Origin of the sequence: Nocardioides sp., assembly GCF_035697785.1 — a bacterium.
Taxonomy (GTDB): Bacteria; Actinomycetota; Actinomycetes; order Propionibacteriales; family Nocardioidaceae; genus Nocardioides_B.
In genome coordinates, this window is the sequence record NZ_DASSCL010000002.1 from 1 (window position 1) to 19,306 (window position 19,306).

Annotated in this window: 19 protein-coding genes; 3 read left to right on the top strand and 16 right to left on the bottom strand. The window is 71.4% G+C overall.

Annotated elements, in window-relative coordinates; genetic code table 11:
• Positions 1–150 precede the first annotated feature (150 nt).
• On the bottom strand, positions 151–1,212 hold the full coding sequence (locus VFH10_RS00055) for an L-erythro-3,5-diaminohexanoate dehydrogenase (protein WP_325124753.1): 1,062 nt from the start codon (positions 1,210–1,212) through the stop codon (positions 151–153).
• A gap of 153 nt (positions 1,213–1,365) precedes the next feature.
• Here VFH10_RS00055 and VFH10_RS00060 point away from each other — a divergent pair, with 153 nt between their 5' ends.
• Positions 1,366–2,850 (top strand): lysine 2,3-aminomutase, encoded by a 1,485-nt coding sequence (locus VFH10_RS00060; protein ID WP_325124755.1) that lies wholly within the window; start codon positions 1,366–1,368, stop codon positions 2,848–2,850.
• A 66-nt stretch (positions 2,851–2,916) separates the two neighbouring features.
• Here VFH10_RS00060 and VFH10_RS00065 read toward each other — a convergent pair whose 3' ends face one another.
• The 4 genes from VFH10_RS00065 to VFH10_RS00080 all read right to left on the bottom strand — a co-directional run bounded on the left by VFH10_RS00065 (position 2,917) and on the right by VFH10_RS00080 (position 5,949).
• Positions 2,917–3,606, bottom strand: a complete 690-nt coding sequence (locus tag VFH10_RS00065; protein ID WP_325124757.1) for a hypothetical protein — start codon at positions 3,604–3,606, stop codon at positions 2,917–2,919.
• Between the two features lie 57 nt (positions 3,607–3,663).
• Positions 3,664–4,380: a hypothetical protein gene (locus VFH10_RS00070; RefSeq protein WP_325124759.1), complete on the bottom strand. Its 717-nt coding sequence runs from the start codon at positions 4,378–4,380 to the stop codon at positions 3,664–3,666.
• Positions 4,373–4,921, bottom strand: a complete 549-nt coding sequence (locus VFH10_RS00075) for an RNA polymerase sigma factor (RefSeq protein WP_325124761.1) — start codon at positions 4,919–4,921, stop codon at positions 4,373–4,375. The genes VFH10_RS00070 and VFH10_RS00075 overlap by 8 nt, the downstream gene beginning before the upstream one ends.
• Positions 4,922–5,007: 86 nt before the next feature.
• On the bottom strand, positions 5,008–5,949 hold the full coding sequence (locus VFH10_RS00080) for a 5'-3' exonuclease (protein WP_325124763.1): 942 nt from the start codon (positions 5,947–5,949) through the stop codon (positions 5,008–5,010).
• A 64-nt stretch (positions 5,950–6,013) separates the two neighbouring features.
• On the opposite strand from VFH10_RS00080, the gene VFH10_RS00085 reads away from it, so the two are divergent.
• Positions 6,014–6,451 (top strand): Lrp/AsnC family transcriptional regulator, encoded by a 438-nt coding sequence (locus tag VFH10_RS00085; RefSeq protein ID WP_325124765.1) that lies wholly within the window; start codon positions 6,014–6,016, stop codon positions 6,449–6,451.
• Between the two features lie 64 nt (positions 6,452–6,515).
• Here VFH10_RS00085 and VFH10_RS00090 read toward each other — a convergent pair whose 3' ends face one another.
• The 3 genes from VFH10_RS00090 to VFH10_RS00100 form a co-directional block, all read right to left on the bottom strand.
• Entirely contained in the window at positions 6,516–7,148 is a 633-nt protein-coding gene (locus VFH10_RS00090) for a cyclodeaminase/cyclohydrolase family protein (protein WP_325124767.1), read from the bottom strand.
• A 159-nt stretch (positions 7,149–7,307) separates the two neighbouring features.
• A complete protein-coding gene (locus VFH10_RS00095; RefSeq protein ID WP_325124769.1) occupies positions 7,308–10,091 on the bottom strand; it encodes a DEAD/DEAH box helicase in 2,784 nt (927 codons plus the stop codon).
• Entirely contained in the window at positions 10,091–10,966 is an 876-nt protein-coding gene (locus VFH10_RS00100; protein WP_325124771.1) for a diacylglycerol kinase, read from the bottom strand. The genes VFH10_RS00095 and VFH10_RS00100 overlap by 1 nt, the downstream gene beginning before the upstream one ends.
• 133 nt (positions 10,967–11,099) lie before the next feature.
• Here VFH10_RS00100 and VFH10_RS00105 point away from each other — a divergent pair, with 133 nt between their 5' ends.
• Positions 11,100–11,981 (top strand): alpha/beta fold hydrolase, encoded by an 882-nt coding sequence (locus tag VFH10_RS00105; RefSeq protein WP_325124773.1) that lies wholly within the window; start codon positions 11,100–11,102, stop codon positions 11,979–11,981.
• Positions 11,982–12,059: 78 nt separating this feature from the next.
• Here VFH10_RS00105 and VFH10_RS00110 read toward each other — a convergent pair whose 3' ends face one another.
• From VFH10_RS00110 to VFH10_RS00145, 8 genes are all read right to left on the bottom strand, one after another.
• A complete protein-coding gene (locus VFH10_RS00110) occupies positions 12,060–12,449 on the bottom strand; it encodes a hypothetical protein (RefSeq protein WP_325124775.1) in 390 nt (129 codons plus the stop codon).
• Between the two features lie 4 nt (positions 12,450–12,453).
• A complete protein-coding gene (gene tatC / locus VFH10_RS00115; RefSeq protein WP_325124777.1) occupies positions 12,454–13,344 on the bottom strand; it encodes a twin-arginine translocase subunit TatC in 891 nt (296 codons plus the stop codon).
• Positions 13,345–13,366: 22 nt separating this feature from the next.
• On the bottom strand, positions 13,367–13,636 hold the full coding sequence (gene tatA, locus VFH10_RS00120; protein ID WP_325124779.1) for a Sec-independent protein translocase subunit TatA: 270 nt from the start codon (positions 13,634–13,636) through the stop codon (positions 13,367–13,369).
• A gap of 10 nt (positions 13,637–13,646) precedes the next feature.
• Positions 13,647–14,675 carry a YafY family protein gene (locus VFH10_RS00125; RefSeq protein ID WP_325124781.1) on the bottom strand — a complete coding sequence of 343 codons (1,029 nt, stop codon included), beginning with the start codon at positions 14,673–14,675 and terminating at the stop codon, positions 13,647–13,649.
• 43 nt (positions 14,676–14,718) lie between these two features.
• Positions 14,719–15,690 (bottom strand): helix-turn-helix transcriptional regulator, encoded by a 972-nt coding sequence (locus VFH10_RS00130; protein WP_325124784.1) that lies wholly within the window; start codon positions 15,688–15,690, stop codon positions 14,719–14,721.
• A 66-nt stretch (positions 15,691–15,756) separates the two neighbouring features.
• Positions 15,757–16,713 (bottom strand): FKBP-type peptidyl-prolyl cis-trans isomerase, encoded by a 957-nt coding sequence (locus VFH10_RS00135; protein WP_325124786.1) that lies wholly within the window; start codon positions 16,711–16,713, stop codon positions 15,757–15,759.
• A 92-nt stretch (positions 16,714–16,805) separates the two neighbouring features.
• The gene (gene pafA, locus VFH10_RS00140; protein ID WP_325124787.1) at positions 16,806–18,167 is read right to left on the bottom strand and encodes a Pup--protein ligase; all 1,362 of its coding nucleotides are present in this window, start codon (positions 18,165–18,167) and stop codon (positions 16,806–16,808) included.
• A 98-nt stretch (positions 18,168–18,265) separates the two neighbouring features.
• Entirely contained in the window at positions 18,266–19,228 is a 963-nt protein-coding gene (locus VFH10_RS00145) for a hypothetical protein (RefSeq protein WP_325124789.1), read from the bottom strand.
• Positions 19,229–19,306 lie beyond the last annotated feature (78 nt).

Genomic DNA, 19,306 nt, shown 5'->3' on the forward strand with positions numbered 1-19,306 from the left:
CCGGTCGGCGCCGTCCTCGAAGTGGGCCGAGGCGTCGTCGTCACCCGTCCACACGATCGCACCGTCCTCGATGCACAGCGCGGTCGCGTGCGGGTCGGCCGGGGTGTGCACGTATCCGCCGCGCAGGAGAGTCCTCATGACGCCATGGTCCTAGAGGCGGCGCTCGAACAGGCCGCGGACCCCCTCGTGCGCGCGCAGCACCGACAGGGCGTAGTCGGCGTGCCCGGGGACGTAGCCGTTGCCGACCAGCATCGTCACGTCGGCGGCGAGCCCCTCGGCACCGAGAGCGGCGGCGCTGAACGACGTCGCCATCGAGAAGAAGACGACCGTCCCGCCGTCGCGGGTGGACAGGATCGCGCCGCCCTCGCAGCCGGGTACGTCGACGCACACGACGGTGACGTCCGCGGGACCGCCCGCCTTGGCGACGGCCTCGGAGAGCGCCACCGGGTCGCGGGCGTCGGCGATCGTGACCTCGTCCGCGATCCCGGCTTCGTCGAGCAGGTCGGCCTCCGCGCGGTGCGGCACCACGCCGATCGTGCGGGCCGCGCCGGCGTCGCGGGCCGCCGCCAGGGACAGCGAACCCGACTTCCCGGCCCCGCCGATGACGGCCACGACGGGCCCTCCGGTCGTCGAGGTCGGCGAGGTCGTCGCGGCGTACTGGCTGACCACGCGGGCGGTCAGCGCCGGTGCACCACACACGTCCATCACGGACAGCGCGAGCTCGGGGGCCAGGTCGTCGGGCAACCTGGCCGCGATGCTCCGTCCGAACAGGATCGCGTAGCCGTCGGCCGGGACCTGTTCGCTGCGACCGTCCCAGGCCGCGAGCCCGTCCTCGATGACCAGCGGGGTGAGGGTCAGCGACACCAGGGTCGCGACCCGGTCGCCGACGGTCAGGCCGAGCGGCGACTCGGGGCCGACCTCCTCGACGGTGCCGACGAGCATGCCGCCGGACCCGGTCTCGGGGTTCTGCATCTTGCCCCGGGTGCGGACGATGTCGAGCACCTCGGCACGCACCGCGTCCCCGTCGCCTTCGTGCTTGCGCTCCAGCTGCCGGAACGACGCCGCGTCGAGGTTGAGCCGCTGCACGCGCACGCGCACCTCGTCGGCAGCCAGGTCGCGTCGGGTGTCCAGCCGCTCGGCGGCCTGCGGCAGCACGCCGGCGGGAGCGAGCACGCGGTGCAGCCCGACCGGGCTGCTGGTCACGTCGTTCACGGGTCTTCCTTGGTGTCTACGAGCGTTCTCACGGGAAATCTTACGGCGGGTCATTGGACTGTCCGCAGATTCTTTGCGTACTCTGGCATGACAGGCGATCCCGCCACAAACGGACGCGCCCGCACCGCTGCAGATCCGCGCACAAGGAGCACCATGAGCATCGAGACGGTCAACAACTCCCCCGTTTCCTGGGAGGAGTCCGGGCAGCCGTACCCCTACCGACGCACCGAGCTGGTCGAGCCCGACTGGACCCGGTTCCCTGGCTGGAAGGACGTCACCGCCGAGGACTGGGCCTCCGTGCAGTGGCAGCGCGCGCACTGCGTCAAGAACGTCAAGCAGCTGCGCGCCCTCTGGGGCGACCTGGTCGACGACCGCTTCTACGCGGACCTCGAGCGCGACCAGGCGGAGCGCGCCACCATGTCGATGCTGGTGCCGCCGCAGATGATGAACACGATGGCGCCCCGAGAGGTCCCCTCGGGACCCGGGTCGCTCACCGAGGCGATCTACGCCGACCCGATCCGCCGTTACATGCTCCCGGTGTTCTCCGACCGGCGCACCGACTGGCCGTCGCACCCGCACGCCACCCGCGACTCGCTCCACGAGCACGACATGTGGGTCGCCGAGGGGCTCACCCACCGCTACCCCACCAAGGTGCTCGCGGAGCTGCTGCCCACCTGCCCGCAGTACTGCGGCCACTGCACGCGCATGGACCTCGTCGGCAACTCCACGCCGGTGATCGACAAGCTCAAGTTCCTCGGCAAGCCGGTCGACCGGCACGCCGAGATGCTCGCCTACCTGCGTCGTACGCCGTCCGTGCGGGACGTGGTGGTCTCCGGCGGCGACGTCGCCAACATGCCGTGGCCCCGGCTCGAGGAGTTCCTCACCAACCTGCTGGAGATCGAGAACATCCGCGACATCCGGCTCGCCACCAAGGCGCTGATCGGCCTGCCTCAGCACTGGCTGCAGGACGACGTGCGCACCGGCATCGAGCGGGTGGCGCGGACCGCGCGGGACCGCGGTGTGTCGTTGGCGATGCACACCCACGCCAACCACGCGCAGTCGATCACCCCGATCGTGGCGGAGGCCAGCCGGGCCATGCTCGACGCCGGCCTGCGCGACGTGCGCAACCAGGGCGTCCTGCTCGACGGCGTCAACGCCGACCCGCACGCGCTGCTCGACCTCTGCTTCGCGCTCCTCGACGGCGCGCAGATCATGCCCTACTACTTCTACATGTGCGACATGATCCCGTTCAGCGAGCACTGGCGGGTCTCGCTCACCGAGGCGCAGCAGCTCCAGCACCACATCATGGGCTACCTGCCGGGCTTCGCGACGCCGCGCATCGTCTGCGACGTCCCGTTCGTCGGCAAGCGCTGGGTGCACCAGAACGCCGACTACGACACCGAGCTCGGCATCTCCTACTGGACGAAGAACTACCGCACGTCCATCGAGGCCGAGGACCCCGAGGCCATGTCGCGGCAGTACGAGTACTACGACCCGATCCACTCGCTGCCGGAGGCCGGCCAGGCGTGGTGGGCCGAGCACGCCCGCACCAACGGCTCCAACCTCGTCGAGGCCGAGCACCGGGCGGCGGAGTCCCGGCGCGCCGCCGAGTCGCAGAAGACGCTCACCATCGTCTGAACAACGATTCGTCTGCGGTCTATGGGGTGATTTCCCCGGGTGGATCGCAGACGAATCGTGGTGGCGTCACGGCCACACGAGCTGGTCGGTCGCCGTGGGTCGATCCTCGACCACGGTTGACGGTCGCCGGTGCTGCCAGCGCTGGGTCAGCAGGGTGAGCACCGCACCGGCCACCAGCCCGCCGCCGGCCCAGGCGGCCAGGGTCCAGGGCGAGGTGGCTTCCGCGGACGCGGCCGGAGCGGGAGCGGTGGGCGCCTGCTGCAGGGGCGGGGGTGTGGTCGAAGTGCCCGTGGCGGACCCCCTCTCGGGCAGCACCCGGTCGAGGAGCCGCGCCAGGGCGGGGGTCCCCCGATGCCAGACGGGCGCCTGCTCGGCCAACGTCCCACCACCCAGGCTCTCCTGCGTCGCGATCCAGACCTCGCCGTCGTCGACGTAGACCTGGTCCACACGCCACGGCGTCACGTCGTGGATCAGCCAGGTCAGCGTGACCGGGGTGCCGACCTGGTGGCTGCCGGCGACCTCGTCGACGCGACGCTCGCTCATCGCGCCGACCGCACGCGCGAGCGCGTCGTACTCCGGATCCGTGTAGTACAGCGAGGCCGTCCGGCCCTCCCCCGGCACCGACAGCAGCACGCTGGTCGGTCCCCCGGCGGTCGCGGGCGCCAGTGGCAACGTTGCGAGCAGCAGCGCGGCCGCGACGGCCGGCAGCAAGGACAGCACGATCGGTACGACGCGGGTGGGGCGGACGCGGCGCATGGAGCCTCCTTCGGTCGGATGCTCTGGCTACACCGCGGCGCGCGAGAAGGTTCCCGCTCAGCCCACCGGGACCGCCGACTCGGCGATCCGCACCGCCTCGGCGAGCGACAGGTCACCCTCGAGCCGGAGCGTCGTGGTCGCCGTCGGCCACACCAGGGTCTGCCCGGCCAACCGGGCCGACTCCGTGCGACGTGAGCCGTCGGGGTCGAGCAGCACCACGTCGTGCGGCGTGGGGAACCAGAGCGCGTCGGTGCCGGCCACCGACACGAACCGCATCCGTGGAGCGCGTTTCGCGACCGCGTAGTCCAGCGCACCGTCGAACTGGTCCACCCGCAGCTGTTCGTCGCCGCCGCCCCAGGTCATCGAGACCACCCGTCGGTCGCGCCCGACCCCGACCACGTCGGGCTCGCCGAGAGCCGTGGGCAGCAGCACCGGGAAGGCCACCGCCGCGGCGGCGTCCGCAACGTCGCCGACCCTCGGAGGGGCCGCGCCCTCACCCCCGGTGCGGTCCGGCTCCCCGCGCTCCACCCGGACCCCGCCGAAGCCGAACCAGTCGGCGACCGTGGCCCGCACCGGCGGGGTCGCCACCAGCGCCACCAGGACCGCCAGGGCGGCCAGCGCCACCCGTAGAAGCGTGCGACGAGGGTCCGGTCCCGCCTGCGGGATCGCGTTGAGGACACGCGCGGCCAGCACCTCGACGTCGGTCTCGGGTGCCGCCCGGAGGCCCAGGCTGCGCAGGTCCGCCACCAGCAGGTCCTCGGTCGCGTCAGCCATGCCGGCCCACCTCCTCCGCGTCGCGGGCTGCCAGGTCGTCACGAAGCGCGGACAGCGCCCGGTGCAGCCGGGACTTCACGGTGCCGCGCGGCCAGCCCAGCACCGCCGCCGTCTCGGCCTCGTCGAGGTCGAGCAGGTAACGGCAGGTCACCACCTGGCGGTGCTGCGCCGACAGCCGGGACAGTCCGGCCACCAGGGTCGATCGTCGTACGTCGCCGAGCGCCGACTCCGCGGGCTCGTCTCCGGCCAGCAGCAGTGGCTCCGCGGCCGCCCACGCGCGCTGCTCGCGCGCCGCCCGTCGGCCGGCGGCCCGGTGCAGGTTGCGCGTCTCGTTGGCGACGATGCGCAGCAGCCACGGCCGGAACGGCGACCCGCTGCGGAACCGGTCCAGCGCGACGTAGGCCTTCACGAACGCCTCCTGCACCACGTCCTCCGCATCGGGTCCCGCACCCAGGAGCGCTGCCGTCCGCACGGCCACCGGGGCATGACGGCGCACCAGGTCGGCGTAGGCGTCTGCGTCGCCGTCCCGGACCCGGGCCACTGTGCGGGCGTCGTCCTCGGTCGTCAGGTGCTGAGACCTCCTCCTCCGAGGGTGCTACACCGCCGCGGCGGGCCGGGTTCCGGCGGCTACCCGCGCAGCCCGGTGAGCGTCTCCACGAGGCGCGCGGCGGGACTGTCCAGCCCCCAGCGCTCGGAGAGCTTGGTCAGTGCCTCGGGGTCCACGGGGGTGAGTGGGAGGGTCAGGTCCGGGGCCCCCAGGTCCAGGTCGCGCGCCACCGCGACCACCCGCGGCGCGACGGCGAGGTAGTCGACGGCGTCCTTGATCTTGCGCCGCGGTCCGGGGCCGAGGTCGGCCTCCGGGTCCTCGGCCGCGGCGAGGATCCCGGCCATGTCGCCGAACCGGCCGAGCAGCGTCGCCGCGGTCTTGTCGCCGATGCCGGCCACGCCGGGGAGCCCGTCGGAGGCGTCGCCGCGCAGCGTGGCCAGGTCGGCGTACTGGTTCGCGTCCACGCCGTACTTCTCCCGTACGACGGCGTTGGTAACCCGCTCGTGCCGGCCGACGCCCCGGGCGACGTACAGCACGCGCACCTCGGCCTCGTCGTCGACGAGCTGGAAGAGGTCGCGGTCACCGGTGACGATGTCGACCGGCATCCCGGCGCCGGTCGCGAGGGTCCCGATCACGTCGTCGGCCTCGTAGCCGTCGGCACCGACCACGGTGATGCCGAATGCCGCCAGGACGTCCTCGATGATCGGGATCTGGGTCTCCAGCGGGTCCGGGACGACCTCCAGCCAGTGCTTGCCGCCCTCGCCCTCGTGCCGCAGCGGGGCGACGACCCGGTGCGCCTTGTACGACGGGATCAGGTCCACCCGCCACTGCGGCCGCCAGTCGTTGTCCCAGCAGCAGGCCAGGTGGGTCGGGCGGTACTCGCCGACGAGCCGGCTGATGAACTCCAGCAGCCCGCGCACCGCGTTCACCGGCGTCCCGTCGGGCGCGGTGACCGAGTCGGGCACCCCGAAGAACGCACGGAAGTACAGCGAGGCGGTGTCCAGCAGCATCAGTCGGCTCACAGCCGGTGAGTCTTCCATGTCGAGACCGACGGCTGTCGCTGTCGGGGCCGCTAGTCTGCGTCCCGTGGAAGCCCTGGACGCGCAGATCCTCAGCCTGCTGGCCGCCGACGGCCGGATGTCGTTCACCGACCTGGGCAAGGCGACCGGGCTGTCTACGTCCGCGGTGCACCAGCGGGTCAAGCGGCTCGAGGGACGCGGCGTGATCAAGGGGTACGGCGCGTCGATCGACTACGACGCGGTCGGCAAGCCGCTCACCGCGTTCATCTCGATCCGGCCGATCGACCCGTCCCAGCCCGACGACTCACCCGAGCGGCTTCGTGGCATCACCGAGATCGAGAGCTGCTGGTCGGTGGCCGGCGACGAGTCCTACATCCTCAAGGTCCGGGTGGCGACCCCGGTCGACCTGGAGGACTTGCTGGCGCGGATCCGGGCCGCGGCCAACGTGTCGACGCGGACCACGATCGTGCTGTCCACGCCGTACGAGCACCGCCCGATCGGCTGACCCCAACGATTCGTCTGCGGTCCGCCCGCGGGAATCACCCCAAAGTCCGCAGACGAATCGTTGTTCAGCGGAGCGGGGTCGCGCGCTGGGACGGCATCGCGTGGGCGACCCTGACCTCGCTGCGCAGCGCGGCGGCGACCCGGTTGGCCCGGGCCAGCGTGATGTCGAAGGAGTCGATGCCGCCGGCGAGCTCGTCGTAGAGCGCCACGTCGGTGATCCGGGGCAGGTTGACCAGCACGGTCAGGTGCGCGGTGCTGGCGGCGGCGCGGGTGTTCTCGACCGCCGCCATCAGGGTGAGCCGGCTGGCCGGCCGACGAATCACCAGGAGCTTCTCCGACAGGCCCAGCAGGGTGTGGCAGGCGTCCACGAGCATCGCGCTGGCCCGCACGCAGCCGGTCAGGGAGCCCGTCATCACCCGCGCCCGCACGACCGGGTCGGGGTCGCCCGCGAGGGCCTCGTCGGCGCGGCGGCCGTGTGCCGCGACGTCCTCGTCGAGCATCCGGGCCAGGTCCTCGAGGACCCGGGCCTGGTAGCGGGCGGTCGCGACCTCGTCGTACTCCGCCCGGGTCAGCCCGACGCGGTCCTCCGCCACCCGGGCCAGCTGCTGGGCGGACGTGATGACCTGGAAGAACGGGTTGTTGACGTCCTCACGCAGCACGAACTGGTCGATCCACGACGTGCGGCGACGCTGTGACACTGGCGCTCCCGAGACAAAAGTCATCGATGCGGGCCGCGGGCCCCGCGGCGGGTGAGGGTTGGGACCCCGAGCCTACCGAACAGTCACTTCGGGGCCGCGCCCGGTCTCGACCGGACGACCGACCGCTCTCGAGGGGCCTCGGCGTCCGGTCGTGAACGGTCAGTCCGTGAGCGAGGAGTACGCGACGACCCCGCGCCGGAGGGCCCGGGAGGCGTCGCGGGCGGTCTGGTGCAGACCGGTCTCGCCGGCCGCGTCGGCCACCTGGTCGGTCAGGTCGAGCAGCTGCTTCATCCAGCGGACGAAGTCCCCGGCGGCGAGGTCGGTCTCCTTCAGCACCTCGTCGAGGGCGGCACCCTCGGCCCAGCGGTACGCCGCCCAGGCGAACCCGAGGTCCGGCTCCCTGAGGAAGGCGAGCTTGTGCTCGCGCTCGAGCGCCTCCAGGTCGGCCCATACCGAGACGGTGTCGGCGAGCACCTGCTTGACCATGCCACCCGGGAGCCGTGGGCTTTGCGCGTCGTCGGGACGCCGGGCCTCGAACACCAGCGCCGACAGCGCGGCGGCCAGCCCGCTCGCGGACAGGTCGTCCCAGAGCCCGTTGCGCAGGCACTCGGCGGCGACCAGGTCCATGTCGGTGTAGATCCGCCTCAGCCGGCTGCCGGCCTCGGTGACCTTGTCGTCCTCAAGGTAGCCGAGGTCGGTGAGCACGTCGCAGACCCGGTCGAACTGCCGGGCGATGGTGTTCGTGCGCTGCTCGATCCGGCGGCGCATCGTCCGGGTGTCGCGGTCCAGCTTCTGGTGCCGCTCCGCCCACCGGGCGTGGTCCTCACGGTCCGGGCAGGCGTGGCACGGGTGCGCCCGCAGCGCCTCGCGGAGCCGGGTGATCTCCGACTGCGAGCCGTGCTCCGGCTGCGAGCCGGGCCGGTCCCGAGGACCGCGCTTCCCGGGCGCGTCCGGCGGTGGGGTGAGCCCGTGCGTGCGCTGCCGCAGGGTCGAGGCGAGGTCGCGCCGCGACTGCGGGTTGCGTCCGTTGAACGTCTTCGGGATCCGCATCCGCGTGAACGAGCGGACCGGGACCGGGAAGTCCGCCATCGACAGCCGCCGGGCGTGCCGGTCGGCGGTGAGCACGTAGGGTCGCGGACCGTCGCGGTCGGAGCGGATGCCCGGGTCGATCACCACCGCCATCCCCGCGAACCGTCCGGCCGGCACCTCGATCACGTCGCCCGGGCGCAGCGCCTCCAGCGCGGTGACGACCTCGTCCCGGCGGTCGGCACGACGGCTGCGCGCCATGTCGGCCTCCACGTCCGACAGCCGGCGGCGCATCCCGGCGTACTCCATGAAGTCGCCGAGGTGGCAGTGCGCCGCCTCGGCGTACCCCTCGAGCGCCTCCTCGGCCTTGCGCAGCTGCCGGGCCAGTCCGACCACGGCCTTGTCGGCCTGGAACTGCGCGAACGACGACTCGAGGAGCTCGCGGGCGGTCGTCCGGCCGACCTGGTGGACCAGGTTGACCGCCATGTTGTACGACGGCCGGAACGAGGACTTGAGCGGGTAGGTGCGCGTCGAGGCGAGGCCGGCCACCGACTTCGGCTCCAGGCCCGGCTGCCACAGCACCACGCCGTGGCCCTCCACGTCGATGCCGCGGCGACCCGCGCGGCCGGTGAGCTGCGTGTACTCCCCCGGCGTGATGTCGGCGTGGGTCTCGCCGTTCCACTTCGACAGCTTCTCGATGACCACGCTGCGGGCCGGCATGTTGATGCCCAGGGCCAGCGTCTCGGTGGCGAACACCACCTTGCAGCGGCCGGTGGCGAACAGCTCCTCCACGCACTCCTTGAACGTCGGCAGCATCCCGGCGTGGTGCGCGGCGATCCCGCGGGAGAGCCCGTCGAGGAAGTCGTGATAGCCGAGGACGTGCAGGTCCTCCTCTGGGATGTGCCGGCAGCGCTCCTCGACGAACCTGATGATCTCGTCGCGGTCCGCGGGGCTGGTCAGCCGCAGGTTCGCGTTGAGGCACTGCTGCACGGCCGCGTCGCAGCCCACCCGGCTGAAGATGAACACGATGGCCGGCAGCAGGCCCTGCGAGTCGAGCTTCTCCACCACGTCGTAGCGGCTCGGCAGGTACGGGCGCCGGGCGCCCTGCCCGCCGCGGGCCCCGCCCCGCTTCTGCGGTCCACCACGCTTGCCGCGCCGGTCACCGGCGCGGCCGGCACGCCAGTCGTCGCGAGCCACCCGGAACAGCTCGGGGTTCACCCGGGCGTCGGGTCCGGAGGCGCCGTCGTCGGCGAACAGGTCGTACATCCGGCGGCCGACCATCACGTGCTGGTACAGCGGCACCGGCCGCCGCTCCTCCACGATCGTCGTGGTCTCGCCGCGGACGGTCTCCAGCCACTCGCCGAACTCCTCGGCGTTGGACACGGTCGCCGACAGGGACACCAGCGCGACCGACTCGGGCAGGTGGATGATCACCTCCTCCCACACCGCGCCCCGGAACCGGTCGGCGAGGTAGTGCACTTCGTCCATGACGACGTAGCCGAGACCGGCCAGCGTCCGCGACCCGGCGTACAGCATGTTGCGGAGCACCTCGGTGGTCATCACCACGATCGGCGCCTCGCCGTTGACGGAGTTGTCACCGGTCAGCAGGCCGACCTTGTCGGCGCCGTAGCGGCGCTGCAGGTCGCCGAACTTCTGGTTCGACAGCGCCTTGATCGGCGTGGTGTAGAAGCACTTGCGGCCCTGCGCGAGCGCGAGATGGACGGCGAACTCCCCCACGATGGTCTTTCCCGAGCCGGTAGGCGCCGCGACCAGCACGCCCTTGCCGGCCTCGAGCTCGTGGCAGGCACGCACCTGGAAGTCGTCGAGGGTGAAGTCGTAGAGCGCCGCGAAGTCGGTGAACTCCGGCGTATCGCGACCGCGCCTGAACGCTGCGTACCTCTCCGAGGGGGTGGACATCACGGCACCAGCACCCTGAGGGCCCGCGGCACGGCCTCGATGGTGAGCGGCAGCGCGCCGATCCGCTCACCGTCGGCGTACGCCGAGATGCCCGGTGCGGCGACGGTGACCGAGCGGACCCGGTGGTGCTCGTACTCGGGCATGCCGACGTGCTTGCCGGAGAACAGCTTGGGATAGGTCCGCACCAGCTTGGCCTTGGACATCGGCCTGATGATCACCACGTCGAGCAGGCCGTCCTCGAGCGAGGCGCCGTGGGTGATCCGCAGCCCGCCGCCGAACGACTCGCCGTTGCCGACCGCCACCAGCATCGCGTCGAGAGTCTGCACCTCGCCGTCGAGCTCGAGGATGTAGGGCAACGGCTCGAAGACGCGCAGCTCGGCGAGCGTGGCCAGGTTGTAGCGCATCTGGCCGCGCGGCCAGGCCATCGTGTTGGCGCGCTCGTTGACCTTGGAGTCGAAGCCCGACGCGAGCACGGTGACGAAGTACGTGCCGCCCGCGCGGGCCAGGTCGATGGTGCGGACCCGTGAGCCGACCACCACGTCGGCGGCCAGCTGCGGGTCAGTGCGCGGGACGCCGACGTAGCGCGCGACGTCGTTGCCGGTGCCCGCCGGGATGATGCCCAGGTTGGTCGGCGTACCGGCGAGGGCCTGCACCGCGATGTGCACCATGCCGTCGCCGCCCACGACGACGAGGTTCTCCACCTCGTCCGCCACCGCCTTGCGGGCCAGGTCGAGCGCCTCGTCCCCGTCGCGTCCGACCAGCTCCTGCACCTCGAACCCGGCCTCGGTCAGTCGCGGCAGGGCGATGGCCGCCGTCCGCTGCCCCCGGCCCTTCCCGGACGTGGGGTTCGTCAGGAGAGCGATCGTTCGGGCCACGACTCGGACAATACGCGGGGCTCGGGCGGGACCCGACGTCGCCGCGCCCCGCCGCGGACCGGTGTCGCAACGGCGTGCCCTAGGGTCGGGCGGGCGGGAGCCACGGTGGCTCCCGGAGAGGAAGATGGGATCCGTGACGACGTACGAGCAGTGCAAGACCCCCGACGGCCGGGTCATCGAGTTCCTCGTCGAGGGCGACCCTGACGGTTTCCCGCTGGTGCACCACCACGGCACGCCCGGCTCGGCGGTGCCCTACCCCACCTACTCGACGGCCGCGGCCGAGCGCGGCCTCGCACTCATCCAGTACTCGCGGGCCGGGTACGGCGAGTCGACGCCGCGCCCGGACCGGACCGTGGGTGACGTCGCGGAGGACATCGCGGCGATCCTGGACCACCGCGGTGACCGGGAGTTCATCACGCTCGGCTGGTCCGGCGGTGGACCGCACTCGCTCGCCTGCGCTGCCCTGCTCCCCGACCGGTGCGTGGCGGCGGCGACCGGCGCCGGGGTCGCCCCGTACCTTGCCGAGGACCTGGACTTCCTCGACGGGATGGGACCGGAGAACCACGAGGAGTTCGGCGCCGCCGTCGAGGGCCGGCACGCGCTGGAGCCCTACCTGGAGAAGGAGGCCGGGGAGATGACCACGGTCACCGCCGAGCGGATCGCCGAGGCCCTCGGCGGGCTCGTCTCCCCCGTGGACAAGGCCTACGCGACCGGTGAGTTCGCCGAGCGGCTGCTCACGTCGTTCCGGCGTGCCTGCCTGCACGGCATCGAGGGCTGGGCCGAGGACGACCTCGCCTTCACCCGCCACTGGGGCTTCGAGCCCTCCCAGATCACGGTGCCGGTCTCGGTGTGGCAGGGCGCCCAGGACCGGATGGTGCCGTTCTCGCACGGCCAGTGGCTCGCCGCGAACATCCCCGGCGCGACCGTCCACCTCGACGACGACGAGGGCCACCTGTCGCTGTGGGGCCGGATCGGCGAGATCCTCGACGAGCTCTCGGAGCGCCGTACTCGTTGAGAGGTGTTGTGGGGTCTCCAAGCGCGCGTTGGGGACCCCGCGAGGCGCGTCTCGACGTCCCCGGAGCGCGCCTCGACGTCAGAGGCGCAGCGCCGCCAGGAACTTGCCCGGTTTGACGCCGACCGCTTTCGCCAGCCGGCCGATCGCCTCGAGGGCGCGGTCGGCGGTGAAGGCGGTGCCGGGTACGGCGAGGGTCAGCCGCCCGTCGTACTCCAGGAGCAGCACCTGACCGTGGGTCCACGCCTGGTGCACCTGGCGGCGCCATCCGTCGTCGAGGACCGGCTGCGGGAACGCCTGGTCGGCGCCGAGCAGGTCACAGCTCAGCGGATCCCCCTCGCCGGTCAGCTCGCCGCGGACCAGGTGTCCGTCGTGCACGCTCCCGACGGCCGTCCAGGTCACGTCCTCCCCCGCGCCGAGCCACTCTGGCAGGTCGAAGGGGTCGACGGAGGTCACACGGGGTGCGCTCACCGGGTCAGTCGTCCTGGCCGAGATCCGAACGCCGGACCTCTTCGGGCCGGTAGTCGAGCTCGGACTGCTCGTCGTCGTCGAGCCCGGCGAGCCGGTCGGCCCGCGCGCGGCGACGGTCGACGAGCCGGGCCACCACCTCGGAGAGCAGGAACAGGATCGTCATCGGGAGGGCCAGCATGATCATCGTGAACGGGTCCGTCGACGGGGTCGCCACCGCCGCGAACACGAACGTGCCGAGCACGATCCACGGCCGGTAGGCCCCCAGGGTGGCGCCGGAGACCACGCCGGCGAGGTTGAGCATCACCACGAACAACGGGATCTCGAACGCCACGCCGAAGACCAGCATCATCCGGATCAGGAAGGAGAGGTACCGCTCCAGCTCGACGAACGACTGCACGTCAGCGATGGTGAAGCTGAGCAGGACCTCCATGCCCTTGGGCAGGACGTAGTACGCCGTCGCGACACCGGCCACGAACAGCGGCCCGGCGATCACCGCGAACAGCTTCGTCGAGCGCCGTTCGTGGGGGTGCAGCCCGGGCACGATGAACGCCCAGATCTGGTAGAGCCAGATCGGTGAGGTGACCACCACCGAGGCGAGCGCGCTGATCTTGATCTGCAGCAGCAGCGACGTGGCGATCCCGGAGACGATCGGGTCGGTGTCGACGCCCTGCGCCTCCAGGGTCTCCTGGGCGCGGCGGTAGGGGTCCAGCAGCAGGCTGTTGAGCTCGTCGTAGAAGAACCACGCCACCACCATGCCGACGAACACGGTGACCGTCGCGATCATCACCCGCGCCCGCAGCTCGCGCAGGTGGTCCGCCAGCGCCATCTGCCCCTCGGGGCCGACGGGGTGCTTCGGCTCGACGCGGAACAGCCTCAGGACACCGACGATGGACATGAGGAGGTTCGGCGCCTACGGCTCAGCGGTCGGCGTCGGGACGCGGCTGGTGCTCGGTGACCTCGATGGGACGAGCCGGCTCCGAGGCCTGATTGCGCGCCTCGATCTCCCGTTGCTCCTGGGTCTTGGTCTTGCTGTCTTCCTCGTCGTCGTCCATCAGGCCCTTGGTCTCGGCCTTGAAGATGCGCAGCGCCCGGCCACTGCCTCGCGCGAGCTCGGGCAGCTTCTTCGCGCCGAAGAGCAGCACCAGCACGAGCAGGATCAGGATGATCTCAGGGGGACCGATGTTCATGGCGTCCTCTTCACGTCGTCGTCGTCTCATCGTACGCGCGCAGGCTTTGATAGTTCGCCAAAGCGGCGACTGCGGCTTGGTGGACGGCCTCGGACACCTCGGCCGGCTCCTCGACCGTGACGGTGCTCCCCAGCCGCAGCAGCAGCCTCACGAGCCACTCGGGGTTGCCGGCACGGAGCCGGGCCCGCAGCCGGCCGCCCTCGGCCTCCTCGGTGCTGTCGGTCGGGTAGTACTCCGCGACCCAACGTGAGTCGGGCTCGATCAGGAGGGTGACCTGGGCGTCGTCGGGCGAGGGCTGGAAGATGCCGTCCGCGAGGTCTCGCGGGTGTACGTCGGTGTGGTCGTCGACCTCGGTGTCCAGGACCTCCGCCGACGAGATCCGGTCGAGCCGGAACAGCCGCTGGTCCTCGGCGAGGTGGCACCAGGCGTCGAGGTAGTCGTTGCCCTGGGCGGTGACCAGGCCGAGCGGGTCGACGACGCGCGCGGTGGACTCGTCCCTCGCCGGCACGTAGTAGTCGATGCGGACCTGCCGACGGCTGGTTACCGCCGCGTGCAGGCGCCCGCGCAGCTCGGCCGCCGCGGCGTCCTGCCCGGGCAGTCGCAGCTCGACCTGGGCGGCGAGGGCCGCCCCGTCGCCGGCGGCGGCCTCGAGCTTGCCCAGCGTGCGGTCCACGATCGGGCGCACCTCGGGGGTGCTCCCGTCCCGCAGCGCCCGGAGCGCCACGATCAGGGCGGACGCCTCCGAGCTGTCCAGACGAAGCGGGCGGCGCAGGTAGTCGGCGTTGGAGACCCGGATGACGCCCTCACCCTGCACGGAGTCCATGTCGACGTCGATCAGGTCACCCATGCCGAGACCCGGCAGGCCGCAGAACCACAGCACGTTGAGGTCCTTGACGATCTGGGCCGGCTTGACCCCGAACTCCGCTGCCGCCTCCTCGACGGAGACCTGCTGCCGGGACTGGATGTACGGCACCAGCGCCAGCAGCCGTCCGACCTGGTCGCGTGCGCCGGACCCTCCCGAGCCTGTCGACGGGCTCATGCGGGGGCCCTGACGGGACGAAGGGCGCGGTTCTGGGTGGTGTTCATCGGGCCGCCCCCGCGAGCTCCTCGAGCCGGGACACGACCAGGTCCCGGACCTCCGCAGGCGCGAGCACCACCGCGTCGTCGCCGTACCCGAGCACCTCGTCGGCGAGCGCCCCGGTGCCGGCGTAGCGGACCCGGATCCGGTCCCAGCCGTCGGGTGCGGCCGCTCCGTCATCGGGCTCACCGTGCCGGCGCAGGCCGTGGCCGGCGCCCTGCCGGACGAGCACGACCGCGGTGCGGTCGGCCGGTGCGGGCGCCAGCATGGAGGTGACCGCCCGCAGGTCGGTGCCCGCCGGCACCTCGTAGCTGCCGGCCCGTCGGTCCAGGACCACCTCGCCCTGGACGCGCGAGAGTCGGAACAGCCGGGTGTCCTCGCGATCGGTGTCGTGCCCGGCGACGTACCAACGGCCGCGGTAGGAGACGACGCCCCAGGGCTGCAGGTGCCGGGTGGCGACCTCGGCGGAGTTGGAACGCCGGTAGTCGAAGGTGACCGCGGTCCGGGTCTGGGTGGCCTGCCAGAACGGCTCGAAGGCCGGCTCCTCGGCCGCGATCTGCGGCTGTACGACGTCCAGGGCGGCGCGGTCCACGCTGATCCCGGCCGCCTTCAGCTTGACCAGGGCGTCCGAGGTGGCCGCGGCCAGCCCGGCATGCTGCCAGACCCGGGCGGCGAGGCCGATCACCGCGGCCTCCTCGGGCTCGAGGTCGATCTCGGGGAGCTCGAACGCCGAGCGCTCGATGCGGTAGCCGGGCTCGTCCTCGAACGCCCGGTCGACATACCCCACCTCGATCGGCACGCCCAGCGAGCGGAGCTCTTCCTTGTCGCGCTCGAACATCTTCTCGAACGCTTCGGCGTTGGCGGCCTCGCGGTAGCCCTCGATGACCTCGCGAAGCCGGGCCTTGCTGACGTAGGTGCGCGCGACGAGGAGCGTGATCAGCAGGTTGAGCAGTCGCTCACTCTTGCGCGCGGTCACGTCCACCCCTCTCGACGGACTCCTCCGGTCCGCCGCAGGTGAACCTACCTCAGGGCCCGACGTGGCTTACTCATCCACTCCGAGGACGTCGACCACGAAGGTCAGCGTGGATCCGGCCGGGATGTTGGGCTGCTCCTGGTCGCCGTAGGCGTCCTCCGGCGGGGCGATGATCAGCACCCGGCTGCCGCGCTTGAGACCCGGGATCACCTTGTCCCAGGCCGGGATGAGGCCCTTGACGCCGACACCGAACGGCGTGGGCTCGCGGCTGTAGGACTCGTCGAACGGCTTGTCCTCGCCGTACACCGCGCCGTAGTAGTCGAAGGTGACCATCGACTCCGCGGTGGCCTCCGGACCCTCACCCTCGACCAGCGGGATGACGGTGAGCTTCTTCGGGGCCTTCTTCGGTGCAGTGGACCAGTCCAGACCGGTGACCTGGCCGTCCTTCTCCTCCACGGTCGGCGCGTCGGAGGTCGGGTCCACGGACTCGCCCTCGGGACCCTCGATCACCTCGGCCGGCTGGACGGAGACGATGTCGGCGACGAACAGCGCGGTGTCGGACGCCTTGAGGTTCAGCTGCGGTGCGCCCTGCTCGCCCCACACGTCCTTGACCGGGGCGGTGACGGCGACGCGGCTGCCGCGCGGCTGGTCGACGATGTTGTCCAGGACGGCCTTGAAGAGCTGGTCCTCGGAAGCCGTGACCTGGATCGGGACACCCTGGTCGTAGGTCGAGATGGCGTCCTTGCCGCTGGTGGCGTTCCCGATGTAGAGGTGCAGCAGGGCCGACTCGTTGAGCTTGAGGGGGTTCCCCTCACCGGTCTCGAGCACCTCGGTCTTGGTGCCCTCGCCGTCGAGGGGCGCCTCCATGTCGACGGTGAGCTCCTCGCCGACCGCCCCCTCGACACTCAGCCCGTCGATCTCGGCGCCGGAGCTGGACGACTCCGGGGACTCGCCGTCATCGCCGCAGGCGGCGGTCCCGAAGAGCAGTAGGGACACGGCGGAGAGCGCGATCAGACGACGACGCACGAGTAGACACACCTCAAAGACGTTGGGGAAGCGGAGCCGCCACGATAACCGCCGCTTCCTAACGAATCCTGAGAGGGGAGGTGGTGCGAGCGCTACATCCCCTCGATCAGCTTGTGCACCCGTTCGTCGTGCGCCCGGAACGGGTCCTTGCACAACACGGTGCGCTGGGCCTGGTCGTTGAGCTTGAGGTGCACCCAGTCGACGGTGAAGTCCCGGCGTCGCTCCTGGGCCCGCTTGATGAACTCGCCGCGTAGCCGGGCTCGGGTGGTCTGCGGCGGCAGCGACTTGGCCTCGAACACGCGCAGGTCGTCGGTGACGCGGGTGACGGCCCCGCGGGCCTCGAGCAGGTAGTAGAGGCCGCGCCCGCGGTGGATGTCGTGGTAGGCGAGGTCGAGCTGAGCGATCCGCGGGTGGCTGAGCGGCAGGCCGTGCTGGGCGCGGTAGCGCTCGATCAGCTTCCACTTGATCACCCAGTCGATCTCCCGCTCCACGAGACCGAGATCACCCGACTCGACCGCCTTGAGGCTGCGCTCCCACAGGTCGAGGGTGCGGCTGATCACCGGGGTGTCGATCTCGCGGCGGTCCACGAAGTCGCGGGCGCGGGTGAGGTACTCCTGCTGGATGTCCAGGGCGCTGGCCTCGCGGCCGTTGGCCAGGCGCACCTTGCGACGCCCGCTCATGTCGTGCGAGATCTCGCGGATCGCCCGGATCGGGTTCTCCATCGTGAGGTCACGCATGACCACGCCCTCCTCGATCATCCGGAGCACCAGGTCGCAGGTGGCGACCTTGAGGAGCGTCGTGGTCTCGCTCATGTTGGAGTCGCCGACGATCACGTGCAGGCGGCGGTAGCGCTCTGCGTCGGCGTGCGGCTCGTCGCGGGTGTTGATGATCGGACGGCTTCGGGTGGTGGCGCTGCTGACGCCCTCCCAGATGTGCTCGGCGCGCTGGCTGACCGAGTACATCGCGCCGCGCGGGGTCTGGATCACCTTGCCGGCGCCGCAGATGATCTGCCGGGTCACCAGGAACGGGATGAGCACGTCGGCGAGCTTGGAGAACTCTCCGTGCCGCCCGACGAGGTAGTTCTCATGGCAGCCGTAGGAGTTCCCGGCCGAGTCGGTGTTGTTCTTGAACAGGTACACGTCGCCGGCGATGCCCTCGTCGTGCAGCCGCCGCTCCGCATCGACGAGCAGGCCCTCGAGGACCCGCTCCCCCGCCTTGTCGTGGGTGACCAGGTCGACGATGTCGTCACACTCCGGCGTGGCGTACTCCGGGTGGCTGCCGACGTCGAGGTACAGCCGGGCGCCGTTGCGCAGGAACACGTTGCTGCTGCGCCCCCAGGAGACCACCTTGCGGAACAGGTAGCGGGCAACCTCGTCCGGCGAGAGGCGCCTCTGCCCGCGGAACGTGCAGGTGACGCCGTACTCGTTCTCGATCCCGAAGATCCGGCGGTCCACGCGACCACAGTAGGCGCCACAGGCAACCGCCGTCCCCGACTCGCTCAACCTCGCCGCTCTTGCGGTTTGGTCCCCAACGGCAGGAATGGCGGCCCGGATCATGCCGGTACTGACCAATCGGCGATTCCGGTGGTGCGCCGGAGCCACCGATTCTGCAGCCGGCGGCGGCCGGCATCGGAGTACGACGATTCCGCGACCCACCGGCGCCACCGCGCCAACCGGGCGGGTCGATGCGGTCGATCGAGCTCACGGTCCATCTCCTGGAGCACGGCCAAAGGGTGGTTCAGGAGGTCGTCGGCGACATACCCGCGACGCGTGATGCCCAGGTCGTTGAGTCCACGCCCACGTCGCAGGTCGATCGTGCGACGCGGTGCCCTCTCGTGCTCGCCACCGTCGTACTCGTGGACGAAGGGGGTGCCTGTCACCCACAGGTCGACGCGAGCCACGAACCGGCCGGCGTCGTCGAACATCTGCTTCTGCGGCACGACGTCGATCTCGATCACGTGGTGGAAGAGGCGCAAGATCGACTCCCACGCGGACTCGGAGCGGGGATCCGCCAACGACGACGCCAGCCGGAGCTGGCGGACGCCCGGTCGGCCCGTGGCGCAGATCTGGTCGAGCCCGGCCCGGGTGGCGTCACCCTTGCGAAGCGCGGAGTCCACCATCGGCACCAGGTCGAGGACCGCGAGGTCGCGTGCTGCACGGAGCAGCACCTCCGGGCAGGCGTCGACCGGGAGCCCACGCACCATCTCGGTGTCCGCGGCGCGGTCCAGCCTGGAGCAGATCAGGCCGGCGCGACGAGGCCGGTTGCTGTGCAGGTCCATTGCGGCGAAAACGGGCACGAAACGCGGAAGCTTGGGCAGCCACCAGTCGTGAAGGTACGCCGCTGTGACATGGGTGAAGACCGCATCCTCGGGGAGAACCAGGCACCAGGCTGCGAGGTCGCGGAGCTGCTCCTCGTCGGCGCGCGCACCGTCGAGGAGAGGAAGGTACAGCCCGTGACTGAGTCGGCGATATCCCGACCTTCGCACCTGTCCGCGCACGGCATCCGACGCCCTCATGGACGTCGATGATCGTGCCCTCTCCTACCCGCGCCCAGGCGACTTCTCCGATCTGTGGATGACGGCCGAGAATCCCGG